Here is a 14339-nt window from a genome sequence, read left to right on the forward strand (position 1 = left end):
TGGAGGCAGGGAATCGGGGGATGAAACGGTGCCCCGCCGGCAGTTGCCGGCGGGGCGGTACATCATTTCCGGTCGGTCGCCGAGGCATCCCGGGTGGCGCGGAACTGCGAATCATCGCTCCAGTTCGGCCAGGCGCGGCTGTTGGCCAGCTGGTTGCCCAGCGTGTACACCACTTCCAGGTCGCGGGCGGCGCCAGCGAACGTCCAGTCCGGCTGCCATTCGTCGCCCTGCTGGTGGTAGCGCTTGGCGGTGTAGTCGTCCGAGGCCTTCTTGCCCGCCTCAACCCCACCGTCCACCCAGTCCTGGCCCGCCGAGTACGACACCGCCGGCACGCCACGCTTGGCGAACGGGAAGTGGTCGGAACGGAAGAACAGGCCGGCTTCCGGCTTCGGGTCCGGCGTGTAGCGGATGTCCCAGCCCTTGGCCACGTCCTTGAGCTGGTCCAGCAGTTCCAGCTTGGCCGACCCGTAGATGCCGAAGTCGCGCGACGGCCCGAACGGCGCCATGCCGTCCATGTTGATCACCGCCACGGTCTTGGCCAGCGGATACAGCGGGTGGGTGGCGTAGTACTCCGAGCCCAGCAGGCCCTTCTCTTCCGCCGTCACCGCCAGGAACAGCACCGAACGCTCGGGGCGCGGGCCCTTGGCGAAGCCACGGGCCAGTTCCACCAGCGAAGCGGTGCCGCTGGCATTGTCCAGCGCGCCGTTGAAGATGGTGTCGCCATTCGCATCCGGCTTGCCCACGCCGATGTGGTCCCAGTGCGCGCTGTACACCACGGTCTCATCCGGGTGCTTGCTGCCTTCCAGGCGCGCGGCCACGTTGTGCGAGGTGATCACCTCGGTCTTCACCGCGTACTTGGCCGACAGGGTTTCGCCCTTCAGTTCCACCGGCTTGAAGTCGCTGCGCTGCGCCTTCTTCTTCAGCGCCTCGAAGTCATGCCCGGCGCGCTTGAACAGCTCCACCGCCAGGTCGCGCTGGATCCAGCCTTCCAGCAGCGGGTGCGCTTCGGCCGGGTTGTCGCGGACCACGTCGAACATGGTGTTGGTGTTGGAGCCGGCCACCGTGGCCCAGCCGTAGGAGGCCGGCGCGGTCTCGTGCACGATCAGCACGCCCAGCGCACCCTGGCGGGCGCCCTCTTCGTACTTGTAGGTCCAACGGCCGTAGTAGGTCATGCCCTTGCCGTCGAAGCTGCCTTCGCCGGTTTCGAAATCGGGGTCGTTGATCAGCACCACCGCGATCTTGCCCTTCAGGTCGACGTCCTTGAAGTCGTTCCAGTTGCGCTCCGGCGCGTTCACGCCGTAGCCCAGGAACACCAGCGGGGCGTTCTGGATGTCCACTTCGCTGGCGCCGTTCATGGCCGCGCGCACGGCGATTTCCTTGCCCTGGGTGAGGGTCTGCGGCTTGCCCTTGCTGGACAGCGCCAGGCTCGGGGCGCCGACGATGTCGCCCTTGCGCAGCGGCACGGCCTGGGTCCACAGGCGCTTGCCATCCTTGAGGTCACCGCCCGGCTGCAGGCCGGCATCGGCGAACTGCTTGCTGAGGAAGGCGATGGTCTTCTCTTCGCCGGCGGTGGCCGGGGAGCGGCCTTCATAGGCGTCGGACGCCAGTTCCTTCACGTCGGCGGAGATCCGCGCGCCGTCGAATTTCGGCGTCGCCGCCATCAGGGCGCTGGACACCGACAGGGCCAGCACGCTCAGTACCACTCGCTTCATTGTTCTCTCCAATGCGGGGTTTTTGCCCGTCATCGGATCATAACCGTCCCGCGCGTGGCATGGACCGCCCGCGCCGGCCAACGGCCGGCGCGACCGGGTCTGTTCCTCACCAGTTCGGATCTTCCGCAGGTGCTGCGGCCTTCGGTGCGGCTGCGCGGGCGGGCTTGGGCTTGGCGGTGCCGCTGCCGGCGGTTGCCGCTGCAGCCGCCTGCTTCACCGCACCCGCCTGCTGCCGCAGCTCGATCGAGCCCGGCTTGAACGCACTCCCGCCCACATCCGCGCCACCTTCGATGGTGCCGTAGGAGGTCTGCGAGGCCACCCGGTCCACCCGGATCGTGCAGCACGGGGTTTCATTGCGGCCCAGCGAACGACCGGTCTGCGGATCCTTCAGCTCGTCACCGAGCATCACCGCCTGCCAACGCTGGCCCACTTTCAACGTGTCCCCACCCTGGCTCAGCACCACCTGGTCGCCGGTCATCGCCACCACCGACACCGGGAAGATCTCGGTGATGATCGCGGTGCCGATCTGGCCGGACAGCGACTCCATCATCGCCGCCGCCATGCCCTTGCCATCCACCACGCGCGGCAGGGTGCTCGGGCCGGTCGAGGCCAGCTGGTGGTCGAAGCTGTCGGACATCACCACCTCACCGGTGGTGGCGTTGATCAGCCGCAGCGTGATGCGCCCGCCGCCGGAGTACGAGGTCACCTGGCGGTCGGACATGCGCAGGTTGCGCACGCTGCGCGGGTACTCGAAGCGTTCGATGGTCGGAATCAGGATCAGGTCGGTGGCCAGCTGCTGGCCCAGCCGCGCGGTGTCCTGCAGGCGCACGTTGCCGCTGTTGATGTGGTCGATCTCGGTTTGCATCTCCTCGCCGAATTCACGGTCGAGCACGATGAAGCGCTTGGTCTGGGTCAGCGTATCGTTCAGGCGCGCGCGGATCGCCGCGGCCACTTCTTCGCTGGCCACGCGGCCGTCGCCCACCGCGTAACTGCCGCTGCGCACGTGCGGTTGGGCCACCACGATCTTCGGCCGGCCCTGCTCGTCCGGGGCGCGGTACTGGGCGATATCGGCGCGCACGCGCACCTTCCAGTAGCTGCGCAGGGTGCGGCGGCTCACGTCCGACTCGAACGACTGCGCGCCGCGCTCGGCGTTGACGCTGGCCTGTTCCTTGTAGCTTTCCTTGATGCTGGCCGAGGCCGACGCGGAACCGTCGGACGCTTCCGCCTGCGCCTGCGCCGAACCACTGGCCGAGGCAGACGCCGAATATTTGTAGCCGGCGTCACTGGCGCGCACGCGGGCGGTCACTTCTTCATCGAGCTGGGTCACTTCTTCCTGCGAGAGGATTTCATAGCCCAGCACCGCCCCCTGCGAGGCGGCAATCATCTGCTGGGCGAACGCGTCGGCGCGGATATCGCCGACGTGCTCCCCATCCACGTCCACATGCAGGCCCGCACGCAGGCTCTGCATCTGGCTGGCCACGCGCACGCCATTGACCTGCGCCACCGCCGACTGCAACGCCGCCAGCACCGCCAGCTCCGGCGTGCTGCCGATGCCGTCGGCTTCCCGCGCCACCTTGGTGGTGCCGCCGAAATCGGGCGTACCGCGGAGCGGTTTCTCGGCCGGGGCTTCCAGCTTCGATTCCACCTTGGCTGCCGTCGCCTCCACCGGTGCCTCCTGCTTGCCGCAGGCGGCAAGCAGGGTCGCGGTGAGGGCCAGGCCGATCAGTCGGGTTGCGGTCTGCATGCGTGGCGCTCCGTTGGCTTACAGGGTGTCGAGCAGCGACTCGGCGTTGCCCGGCACCTTGATCTTGCTGGCGCGGGCGAAGGTCAGCGCCGCCTTGGACGAGCTGTACAGACCCTTCAGGTAGCCCGGCGATTCCTTGGCAACCCACGCACCGGCGGCCAGCTTGCGGCCCACGGTGGCCAGCTGGGTGGCGCCCAGGTTCTTCATGCCGCTGGCGAAATTGCTGGCTTCACCGCTCAGCTTCTGGCCTTCCACGGCCGAGGCAGCCAGCGCGATCAGGCCGTCGGTGTAGTGCTGCTTGGACTCGGCGCTCAGCTCCGGCTTGGCGGCCACGCGCTCATCGATCGCAGCCTGCGCGGCTTCGCTGACCGAGACCGACTTCTTCATCTGGTCGACGTTGACCGAACCGGACGAAAGCGCCTGGCGCTCGGCTTCCAGCAGCTGCACCTGCTCGGCCAGACCGAAGGCCTTGGCGAACGCGGTCTGCGCTTCCAGCGAGTGCGACTGCGAAGCGGCGAAACGACGCACCAGCGCTTCCTGGTCGGCTTCGCTCGGGGCGGCCGACGAGGACGACGACGACGAACCGCCGCCAGCCAGGTCCTTCAGCTTGCCGAACTGCGCGTGGGCCGGTGCGGCGAAGGTGGTGGCCAGGGCCAGTGCGATGAGGGTCTTGCGGATCATGGTGTATTCCTTGATGAAATGCGGGTTGCGGTGCCGGCGTGCGATCAGCGCACGGCCTTGACGTTCAATTCGTTGATCATCTGCTGCGCGCCCTTTTCAGACGCGATCTGCAGTGCATTGGTGCGGGCCACGGTCTCGTTCGGACCGGTTCCGGAGAACTGCACCGGACCCACCGACGACACCGTCTTCGGGAAGCGACCGCTCACGTCCAGCACCTTGCCGGTGACGGTCACGAACACGCGGGTGTTGCCGCTGACCGGGTCGCGGTCGCGCATGCCCACGTCGAGCGTGCCGACGGCCAGGTACGGAATGTTGGCGGCCTTGATGCCGTTGGCGGTGTCGCGCAGGGTGGCGGCAGACAGGTCGTTGCCGGTGCTGAAGTCCTTGCGGATGCGCTCGATGCTCAGCAGGCCACGGCTCTCGCCTTCCACGTACTCCGCTTCGACCACCTCATAGCCGGCGGCGCTGAACGCCCCGGTCATGGCGGTGTTGATCTCGTTGGCGTTGGCCACCTTCCAGCTGACGTTGTCGCTGCGTGCGGTGGTGCTGCCGCCGGAGGTGATCGACACCGAGGCGTTCTGGTTGACGCTGCCGCTGGTGCTCACCGAGTTGCCACGGAAGCTGTCGCCTTCGCGGGTCTTCTCGTCATAGCTCTGGCTGGCGTCAACGCGGCGGTATTCCTTGTCCTGGAACGACTGCACGGTGTCCTGCGAGCGCGCCATGAACAGGAAGGTCAGCAGCGAGCGCTCGTTGCCACGCGCGCCGGCGGTGGCCGAGCCGGCATCCAGCTTGGTCTGCAGCAGGGTGGTGTTGATCTCGGCACGCACGCTGACCGTGTAGGTCTTGGCCTTCTTGTCTTCGGTGTCCGAGAGCGGCACCGCCGACAGCACGTAGCGGTCGATTTCACCGATGAACTCGGCGCGGCGGTCTTCGAACAGGCGCAGCTTGGCCGCACCGGATTCGGCGATGTACGCCTCCAGCGCGTTGACCTTGGCCTTCTTCAAGGCTTCGGCACGGGTGTCGGCACTCAGGCGCAGCCCATAGCTGGCCGAACCGGTACCACGGGAACTGGCGGTCTGCGCCGACACCGGCGCGGCAACCATCAGGGCAATGAGAATCAGCAGTACGGCGCGAATCAACGGCATGAGGCGATCAACTCCTGGAGGGCTTGGGTCTGTTGCTGCAGCGGCTTGCCGCCGGGCTTCTGTTCGTCCAGCCAGGCGCGCGCATCGGCGCGCTTGGCGGCGGCACCGGCGAAGGCGTCCAGCCCGGCCAGCACGGTTTCATAGCTGGCCGACCACTGGTCCACGTGCCACTGCGTGGCTGGCACCACCTTGGTGGCGCCCTTGCGCAGCGGCTGGTCGAAGAACACCTTGCCCGAGAACGGCTCCACCACCGTGGCCTGGAAGAACGCGCCGAACAGCATCGTCTTCATCGCCGGGGTTTCATTGATCACGCCGTTCTTCAGCGCGTCCAGGCGCAGCTTCACCACGTAGTCCGGCTCGGGAATCTTCAGCTGGTAGACCTTGCCGTCGGCAAAGCGCGCCGCCATCGCCCCGCCGATCGCCTGGCCACTGGCCGGCGGCAGCAGGCCGATGCCGGTGTTGGACGACAGGGTCTTGGACAATTCATGCGCCAGCGTGGCGCGCAGCACCTGCTCGTTCACCGCGTCGGGCAGCCTGGCGCGCACCGCGTCGGAGAGGGTTACTTCACCCACCTGCAGGCGGCGCGTGGAGGCGGCCGGCAGTTTGGCCTTGGACAACGTGTCGGCCAGCACCTGCGGAAGGCCGGTGGCGGCGTTGCCGTACAGGAGGTCGGCGACGATGGTGTCGATGTCGTCTTCGTCCGGCAGGAAGTCCATCACGTCGATCCGCTGCAGCGTGATCGGGTAGGAGGCCACCACCTGGCGTTCGCGGAAGTCGAAGAACAGCGCCTGCAGCGCCACTTCCACCAGCACCTTGTACTGGCCACCAATGGGTTCGATGGAGACCAGCTCGCGGTCCAGCGCGGTGGCCAGCACGGTGGCGCTGGTGGTGCCATCGAGCATCGCCAGCGGCTGGTCGATCAGTTCCAGGGTCGCCGGTGGCTTGGCTTTCAGGCGTGCCCACAGGGCCTGGTTGAGCGGAGCGAGGCCACGCGCTTCCAACACGGCTGCCGCACGTGGCGTGCTCGCCTCTACGGCGCTCTGATCGGCGGTGTAGGCGAATCCGGCCCAATAGGCCTGCTGCGACTTGTCGGCGGCCTGTGCGCTGCCGGCAAAGGCAGTTCCCACCAGCAACAGCCCGCACAACAACAGCCACGCGCCATGCGCGCGCGTGCGCTTCTTCCCTGAAACCATCGTCCCGCATCCCTTATCGGCTGGACCTTGGCGAGTGCCAGGCCACTTTTATGAATGCGACACGATAGAAGATGAATGCGACACAATCAAGTCAAAAGCGTCATCTGGTATCCGCGCGGGCCTGCAGGAGTGCCCGCTCCCGCGCATTGGGCGTAAGGCGTGCCGCGCGCGCGAAGGCTTCTGCAGCGTCCGCGTGGCGGCCCATCTGCGACAACAGATCGCCCTGCACCGCCGCCAACGGCGCGTAGTCCTGGAGGCGCGGATCACCGGCCAGCGCTTCCACCAGTGGCCAGGCAGCAGCGGCGCCTTCGGCACGCGACACCGCCACCGCGCGGTTGAGTTCCACCACCGGCGACGGCTGCACCTGCGCCAGCCGCGCATACAACGCAGCCATGCGCGCCCAGTCCGTCTGATCGGCACGCCGCGCGCGCGCGTGGCAGTCGGCAATCGCGGCCTGCAGGACATAGCCCTCGTCCGCACCGCCCAGCGCCAGCGCCTGCCGCAACGCGGCCTGGCCGCGCGCCACCTGCAGGTGGTCCCAGCGGGTGCGGTCCTGCTCGGGCAGCAGGATCGGGTTGCCGTGCGCGTCCACCCGCGCTGCCGCGCGCGAGGCCTGCAGTTCCATCAACGCCAGCAATCCGTGCACCTGCGGCCACGCCGGCAGGCGCTGCTGCAGCACCCGGCCCAGGCGCAATGCTTCTTCGCACAGCGCCGGGCGCATCCAGTCATCGCCGCTGCTGGCCGCATAGCCTTCGTTGAAGATCAGGTACACCACCGCAAGCACCGAACCCAACCGTTCCGGCAACGCGGCCTGGCGCGGCACCTCGAACGGCACCTGTTTTGCGGCCAGCGTGCGCTTGGCACGCACGATGCGCTGGGCGATGGTGGGTTCGGGCTGCAGGAACGCACGCGCGATCTCGTCGGTGGTCAGTCCACCGAGCAGGCGCAGGGTAAGCGCCACCCGCGCGTCGGCCGACAGCACCGGGTGGCAGGCCACGAACATCAGCCGCAGCAGGTCGTCGCCGATGTCGTCCTGCAGCGCGTCGCTGTCGTCGGGCAACGGTAGCGGCTGCGGCTCCAGCTCGCTGCCCCACTGCGCATGCTGGCCGGCCACGCGCTGGTGCTGGCGCAGCACGTCGATGGCGCGATTGCGTGCGGTGGTCATCAACCACGCTCCCGGATTCTCCGGAACACCCTGCGTGGGCCAACGCTCCAGCGCGGCCAGCCAGGTGTCCTGGGCCAGTTCTTCGGCACGCCCGATGTCGCCCCCCAGCATCCGCGCCAGGCGTGCGATCAGGGCCGGCGACTCCATCCGCCAGAGGGTATCCAGTCGTTGCGTGAGTGCGGCATCCATGCGGCGAATGAGAGCATCGCCCACCGCGCCGCACAAGGTGCGGCGCGGCAGCGGGCGTCAGCCGGGTTCGCCGTCCATGTGCGCCACTTCCCACAGGTGGCCGTCCGGATCGGCGAAGCTGCGCTGGTACATGAAGCCGTAATCGCGTGGCTCGGTCGGTTCGGTGCCGCCTGCGGCCAGCGCCTTTTCCACGGTGGCGTCCACGGCGGCGCGGCTGGGCGAGGACAGCGCCAGTATCACCTGCGCCTGCTTGTGCGCATCGCCGATGGGGCGGTTGATGTAGGTGGCGAAGAAGTCCTCCTTCAGCAGCATCAGCATGATGGTGTCGCTGATGTTGAAGGACGCGGCCTTTTCATCGGTGTAGGTCAGGTTGGGGGTGAAGCCCAGTGCGGCGAAAAAGCGCTTGCTCTTCTCCAGGTCCTTGACCGGGAGATTCACGAAGATCATCTGCGGTGCATCGCTCATGGTCTGTCCTTGGTAATCAGTAGGGCTTCATGCAGTTGACCATCCACGGCTTGCCGTACTTGTCTTCGAGCATGCCCCAGCGCTTGGCCCAGAACGTCTCGCCGATCGGGAAGGTGATCTTGCCGCCTTCGGCCAGCGCCTTGAACACGCGCTCGGCTTCATCTTCGGTCTCCACGTCGACGTTGATGGTGGTGGTGCCGCCGTCACCGGCGCCCGGGCCATCGGCGGCCATCAGGATCGCGCCGTCCACTTCCAGCTGGCTGTGCGCGATCAGATCGGGATCGCTCGGGCCCTGGTTGTCACCGCAGCCCTCCATGTTGTCGCTCGGCGGCATGTCGCTGTACTTCATTTCCGAAGTGACCTTGCCACCCAGGGCCTGGGCGTAGAAGGCCATCGCCTCGTGGGTCTTGCCGTTGAAGCCAAGGAAGGGAATCAGTTTCATGGGACTCTCCAGAGGGTCGGGGGTGGGTCAGTCGGCCTGGCCGATCTGCTCGCGCAAACGCTGTTCCTGTGCACGTAATTCCGGGGTGAAGGCTTCGCCGAAATCTTCTTCGGTATAGAACGGACGGATTTCCACGACGTCGCCGGGCAGGAACGGCGCCCGCTTGAGCCATTCGGTGGCTTCGTCCACCGAGCGCACCTGCCACAGCCAGAACCCGGCCACCAGCTCGCGGGTTTCCGCGAACGGGCCGTCGATCACCTGCGGTGCGGCGCCGGTATAGGCCACCCGCCGCCCGTGCGAACTGGGGCGCAGTCCGTCGCCGGCCAGCATGATCCCGGCGTTGATCAGTTCCTCGTTGAAGTCCCCCATCGCCTTGAACTGCGCTTCGGTGGGCAGCTGCCCGGCCTCGGTGGCCTCGGTCGCCTTCACGATCACCATGACTTTCATTGCGTTGTCCTCGATGCCGACCCGGTTGGCGGGCCCTTCACTGGTTACGACGCCCCAGTGGACCGGAAATCGACACGGTCGCCAAAAATTAATTCGATGCCGCCACCCCGTGTCGGATACAGCCCTGAACACGCCATGGGCGCTGCACTGCAACAGGACCGTCGCGCGGGCTGGGGCATGATGGCCTCTCCCCCGCAGCCCCGGTGCCGCCATGCAATTCCTGCTGCTGATCTACATCGACCCGACCCTGATCCAGGACCTGCCGGCCGAGGAATACGACCGCGTCATGCGCGGCTGCATCCAGCACGCCGACAAGCTTGAAGCCGAAGGCACGCTGGTGCTGTCGCAGCGGCTCGAGCCGGTCAACCAGGCACGCACACTGCGTACGCGCGATGCGCAGGCGCGCATCACCGACGGCCCGTTCGCCGAAACCCGCGAACTGCTGGCCGGCTTCAACCTCATCAACGCGCCCAACCACGAAGAAGCCATGCGCATCGCCCAGCAGTTCCCGTGGTCGCGCTACGGCAGCATCGAAGTGCGGCCGGTGGAGGACATGGATGTGGAGCGCGAGCGCGTGGGTGCGTGACGTTGCCGGTCACGGCAGCAACGTGACCCTCAATTCGCGCACGCCCACGGCTTCATTCCCGCTGTAATCGCGCGCACTCGCACGAATCACGTACTCCCCCGCCGGCAACGCATCCGGCTGCCAGCGCCCGGTTTCCACCAACCCATCGCGCACGGTATTGGTCACCAGGTACCGGAATCGCGTCACCGCACTGCCATGCACGGTGATCCCACTGTCCGGCGCATACGCCACCACCGTGGCGCTGTTCTCGCGCGGCATCCGGTTGAACACGATGTTGAAACGCGGCTGCTCATAACCCGGCAACGGCGTGCCGGCCGCGTCGAGAATCTGGTACCCCACCTGGTACGCCCCCAGACGTCGGCGCGGCAGGTTGTTGTCCACCTGATCCCACGCCTCCACCACGATCTGCACACCCGGGCCCTGGCGCGGCACTTCCACGCGCGCCCCCGGGCCTGCCGTGATCGGCTGGTCCATGTCGTCCAGCAGCGCCACCTCGGTGATGCGCGGCGCGAAACTGTCGGCGTAGTCCACGAACCCCAGCGCCACTGCATTGCGCTGGAACCCACTGGCGCCCACGCTCAGGTGCACATGCGCCATGCGGTTGATGCTGCCCAGCGGATCGCCCGCCTTGAACCGCGTGCCACGGCGTACCCGCACGCGTTCCAGCTTGCCGTCCAGGTCGCGCAGCTGCGGCCAGCGCGCATCCAGCGGACGATCGCGCGCATCGCGGCCCACCTTCATGTGGATGTAGCGCAGCCGGTCCAGCGACAACCCTTCGCCCTGCCCGCCCACCGACCAGCTGGAGAACGGGCTGCTGACCTTGCCATCGGCAATGGCCAACACGGTCTGGCCCACGTCACCCCGGATATCGAAACCATCGTGCAGGTGGTGCCGGCTTTCGCCACTGAAGTTGCCGCGCACCTCGCCCAGCGTGCCCACCACTTCGTGCCAGCCCAGCTGCGGCGCGAGCGGCCAGCGCCCGCCGGTGTCGGGCAGCGGTGCATCGGCAGCCGGGCCGATCAGCACCGGCGCCGGGGTCGCACCAGCCGCCAGCGCACGCACCCTGTGCACGCGATACGACGCCGCGTCAGACAGGTACAGCCCACCGTCCGCATCCAGCGCCAACCCGGCCGGCCGCGAGAAGCGCGTCTGCGGTGCCACGCCGCCCAACGCCAGCACGTGGCCCTGCGCGGTGAGCTGCACCACCTTGCCGTCGAAGTCGCTGATGTACACCACGTTGTCGTGGGTCACCGCCAGCGCCATCGGTCCGTTGAGCAGGCTGCCGTCGGCGAGCAGCGTGTCCACGGTGCCGTCCGGCGCCAGCCGGCGCACCGCATTGTTGAGCATGTCCGCGATCAGCAGGTTGCCGTGGCCATCCAGCGCCAGCGCCACCGGGGTGTCCACCCGTGCGCCGACGCCGGCACCGTCCACGTTGCCCGGCGAGTCACCACCGGCCAGCGTGCGCACCTGGCCATCCGACTCGATCACGCGGATCCGGTCGTTCCAGGTGTCGGCGACGTACACACGGCCCGCAGCGTCCACCGCCACGCCCATCGGCGCGTCGAAGCGGGCCTGCGCGGCCGGGCCGTCCACGTATCCAGGCTTGCCATCACCGGCAATGGTAGTGACGTTGCCATCGGTGCCGATCCGGCGGATCGCATGGTTGCCGGTGTCGGCCACGAACACGTTGCCGGCCGCGTCCAGCGCGATCGACGAAGGGGTGTTGAACTGCGCCTGCAGCGCAGGACCATCGCGCCAGCCCTCGCCTTGCCCTGCCAGCGTGTCTACCCGGCCGTCCGGATGGATCCGGCGGATGCGGTTGCTGTCGCCCCCATCTGCCACGTACAGCACGCCCTGCGCATCCAGTGCCAGCCCATAGGGATCGGCGAAACGCGCCTGCGCGCCTGCACCGTCGCGCATCCCGCCCACCCCGTCACCGGCCAGCAGCGAAATGTCGGGCGTCCAGCCCAGCACTGTGGACGGCGGGCCCGGCGGTGGCGCCGGCTCGGCAGGCGTGCGCAGGAACGTCCAGGCCAACGCAGCCGCCACCACTGCGGCGACCAGCCCCGCCATCGTCCATCGTACACGCGTCATCGCGATCCTTGCCTGCTGCCGTTCGGGCCATGACCTTAGCCGGTGTATGTGCGCGTGCAAACCCCGCGTGCGCGCGCCGCGACTTGTCTGGAACCCGCGTTCCGGTTTCAATCAAGGTCCAAGCCAAGGAAGGACGCACCGCATGACCTGCCGCAACGGCATTGCCCTCGCCCTCATGCTGTCGCTGTGCGTCGCCCCGCTGGCGGCCACCGCTGCTGCTGCAAGCGTGGATGCCACCGCGCCGCTGCCCGAGGGCGACCGCGCCTTCTACATGGAGGTCGGCGAAGCCGCGCAGCAGGCCGAGCGCGGCGACACCCTGGGTGCGGCCATCGTGTTCGAACGGCTGCTGGCCGACCCGCGCCTGGCCACGCTCCCAGTGGAAGGACGCAGCCACGTGTGGGCCTCGGCGGCGATGGTGGCGGCCGAGCAGAAGGACTTCACCCTGGCCACCCAGCGCCTGCAGCAGGCGCTGGCGATCAACCCACGCAACGCTTACGCACGCCTGCGCCTGGCCTGGTTCCAGCTGCACGGCCAGCAACCCGTTGCCGCCGCCGACAGCGTCATCCGCGGTGCTGCCGACAGCGAAGGTTCGCCTGACATCACCACCGACATGGTCTGGCAGCTGGATACCGAGCTGAAGGACCTGCCTGAAAAGCGCCTGGCGCTGTTGCAGGCCCTGTTCGACCGCAGCTGGAAGAACGACGGCGTGGAGCCGGTGGAGCTGTGGGTCACGCTGGCAACGCTGCAGGTCGAAGCCGGCCATGGCGACCGGGTGGCGGCCACGCTGGAGCGCGTCGACGCGCCCATCGCACTGGTGCGGCTCCGCAGCGACAAGCGCTTCGACCCCTACCTGCAGCGCGACGATGCGCGCCATGAGCCGGTGGCCGCCGCGCGCCGGCAGATCGACAGGCTGCGCGTGGAGACCATGCTGCGGCCGGGCCTCAACGAGACCGCCGTGGAACTCGCCACCGCCCTGATGATTGCGGGCGAACTGGGCGACGTGGTGGGCATGACCGATCAACTGGCTGCCGCAGCCAACGCTGCCACCGAAGCACCGGACGAGGAGGGCTTCTCCATTGGCTGGATGCTGGACACCCGCAGCCGTGCGCTGCGCCGCCTGGGCGAGAACGACCGTGCCGTGGCCAACCAGCTGATCGCGGTGCGCATGGCTGGCGCCACCGACATGGTCAGCCAGAAGCTCAACCTTGCCGCGCTGTACATGGCGCTGCACCGACCGATGATGGCGCGTGAGGTCCTGCGCGAGCTGGATTCGGCCGACATGAGCGTGTACGGCATCAGCAGCCACGCGCTGGTGTCGCTGATGACCGCACGGCAATTGAACGACGAAGCCGCGGCGCAGCGGGCATGGACGGTGCTGCAGGCCAACCGTACCGCAGCACCCGGCCAGTACCGCGACGCCCTGATCACCGACAACCGCATGGACGAAGCGGCGCAGACCGTGATCGCGCAGCTGGCCGATCCGATGGAGCGCGGCCAGGTCCTGCTGGAACTGCAGGACATGCGCGAGGGACCGGTGCTGGTAGGCGAACGGGACTATCACGACCGCTGGAACCAGATGGAGAAGCGTGCGGACGTGCAGGCGGCGGTAGCCAAGGTCGGGCGCATCGCCACCTATCCGCTGTTTGCCTACTGATCCTGCCGGCGCTGTCAGCGCGCCGGCGTCTCCGGCTTGAAGCCCATCGCCTCGCGATAACGCACATACAACGTGCTGACCTTCTCCACGTAGGCGAGCGTTTCGGCATACGGCGGCACGCCCTTGTAACGGGTAACCGCGCCAATGCCCGCGTTGTAGGCCGCCGCCGCCAGCGTGCGGTCGCCCTTGTAGCGGGTCAGCAGTGCTTTCAGATAGCGCGCGCCGCCGTTGATCGACTGCTCGGCCGAGAGCGGGTCTGAAACACCCAGTTCGGTGGCGGTATCGGGCATCAGCTGCATCACCCCCTGCGCACCCTTTGGTGACACCGCGCCGGCGTCGAAGTTGCTTTCCGCATGGGCGATCGCGCGCAGCCAGGCATCGTCCACGCCGGTGGCGCGCGCGGCCGCCTTGAACTGCTTTGCGTGGCGATTCAGCTGTGGTTTGCCGATTTTGCCCATGCCTTCGTGCGCCGGTTCACCGGGCGGGGTGGCCACGGTGAACTTCAGGAACACCCGCGAGCCGGGCAGGTTGCGGGTGGAATAGACCAGCTGCCCCTCCTGCTCGCGCTCATACAGGGTGCCACTGAACACCCCCATGTTGCCCCACAGGTTGGGGGCCTGCACCGCGTTGTCGTCCACCTGTTGTGCCTTGCACTTCGAGCCGGGCTCCGGTGCGGTGGCCAGGCTCACGGTATTGTTCTGCACGCACCGATAGACCGTGCGCGCCCCGACCGTACCGGGCATCAGCAGCGGCAGCAGGGCCAACGCGACGGGCAGCAGGCGTTTCATGGTGGCGCGATCATCCTGCCGGTGGCGCGAACCG

General features: G+C 67.8%; 13 protein-coding genes. 2 read left to right on the forward strand and 11 right to left on the reverse strand.

Annotation, left to right across the window (positions count from 1 at the left end):
* Positions 1 to 62: 62 nt before the first annotated feature.
* The 9 genes from RYM47_RS09630 to RYM47_RS09670 form a co-directional block, all read right to left on the reverse strand.
* Positions 63 to 1712, reverse strand: coding sequence for a M28 family metallopeptidase (locus RYM47_RS09630; RefSeq protein ID WP_315387500.1), 1650 nt, complete (start codon positions 1710 to 1712; stop codon positions 63 to 65).
* 106 nt (positions 1713 to 1818) lie between these two features.
* Positions 1819 to 3456 (reverse strand): CsgG/HfaB family protein, encoded by a 1638-nt coding sequence (locus tag RYM47_RS09635; protein ID WP_315387502.1) that lies wholly within the window; start codon positions 3454 to 3456, stop codon positions 1819 to 1821.
* 18 nt (positions 3457 to 3474) lie between these two features.
* Positions 3475 to 4137 carry a hypothetical protein gene (locus RYM47_RS09640; RefSeq protein ID WP_315387504.1) on the reverse strand — a complete coding sequence of 221 codons (663 nt, stop codon included), beginning with the start codon at positions 4135 to 4137 and terminating at the stop codon, positions 3475 to 3477.
* Positions 4138 to 4181: 44 nt separating this feature from the next.
* A complete protein-coding gene (locus tag RYM47_RS09645) occupies positions 4182 to 5282 on the reverse strand; it encodes a hypothetical protein (RefSeq protein WP_315387505.1) in 1101 nt (366 codons plus the stop codon).
* Entirely contained in the window at positions 5273 to 6475 is a 1203-nt protein-coding gene (locus RYM47_RS09650) for a hypothetical protein (RefSeq protein WP_315387507.1), read from the reverse strand. The genes RYM47_RS09645 and RYM47_RS09650 overlap by 10 nt, the downstream gene beginning before the upstream one ends.
* A gap of 100 nt (positions 6476 to 6575) precedes the next feature.
* Positions 6576 to 7829: a sigma-70 family RNA polymerase sigma factor gene (locus RYM47_RS09655; RefSeq protein ID WP_315387509.1), complete on the reverse strand. Its 1254-nt coding sequence runs from the start codon at positions 7827 to 7829 to the stop codon at positions 6576 to 6578.
* Between the two features lie 57 nt (positions 7830 to 7886).
* The gene (locus tag RYM47_RS09660) at positions 7887 to 8294 is read right to left on the reverse strand and encodes a VOC family protein (RefSeq protein ID WP_315387511.1); all 408 of its coding nucleotides are present in this window, start codon (positions 8292 to 8294) and stop codon (positions 7887 to 7889) included.
* A gap of 16 nt (positions 8295 to 8310) precedes the next feature.
* On the reverse strand, positions 8311 to 8736 hold the full coding sequence (locus RYM47_RS09665; RefSeq protein WP_315387513.1) for a VOC family protein: 426 nt from the start codon (positions 8734 to 8736) through the stop codon (positions 8311 to 8313).
* Between the two features lie 27 nt (positions 8737 to 8763).
* Positions 8764 to 9183 (reverse strand): YciI family protein, encoded by a 420-nt coding sequence (locus tag RYM47_RS09670; RefSeq protein WP_070208768.1) that lies wholly within the window; start codon positions 9181 to 9183, stop codon positions 8764 to 8766.
* Between the two features lie 211 nt (positions 9184 to 9394).
* Between RYM47_RS09670 and RYM47_RS09675 the strand changes: the two genes are divergently transcribed.
* Positions 9395 to 9769: a YciI family protein gene (locus tag RYM47_RS09675; RefSeq protein WP_315387515.1), complete on the forward strand. Its 375-nt coding sequence runs from the start codon at positions 9395 to 9397 to the stop codon at positions 9767 to 9769.
* Between the two features lie 9 nt (positions 9770 to 9778).
* On the opposite strand, the gene RYM47_RS09680 is transcribed toward RYM47_RS09675, so the two are convergent.
* Complete coding sequence (locus RYM47_RS09680; protein WP_315387517.1) at positions 9779 to 11863, reverse strand: gluconolaconase; 2085 nt, start codon at positions 11861 to 11863, stop codon at positions 9779 to 9781.
* A 142-nt stretch (positions 11864 to 12005) separates the two neighbouring features.
* Between RYM47_RS09680 and RYM47_RS09685 the strand changes: the two genes are divergently transcribed.
* Complete coding sequence (locus RYM47_RS09685; RefSeq protein ID WP_315387518.1) at positions 12006 to 13517, forward strand: tetratricopeptide repeat protein; 1512 nt, start codon at positions 12006 to 12008, stop codon at positions 13515 to 13517.
* A gap of 14 nt (positions 13518 to 13531) precedes the next feature.
* On the opposite strand, the gene RYM47_RS09690 is transcribed toward RYM47_RS09685, so the two are convergent.
* Positions 13532 to 14305, reverse strand: a complete 774-nt coding sequence (locus tag RYM47_RS09690; RefSeq protein ID WP_315387520.1) for a lytic transglycosylase domain-containing protein — start codon at positions 14303 to 14305, stop codon at positions 13532 to 13534.
* Positions 14306 to 14339 lie beyond the last annotated feature (34 nt).

Origin of the sequence: uncultured Stenotrophomonas sp. (assembly GCF_963519125.1) — a bacterium.
Taxonomy (GTDB): domain Bacteria; phylum Pseudomonadota; class Gammaproteobacteria; order Xanthomonadales; family Xanthomonadaceae; genus Stenotrophomonas.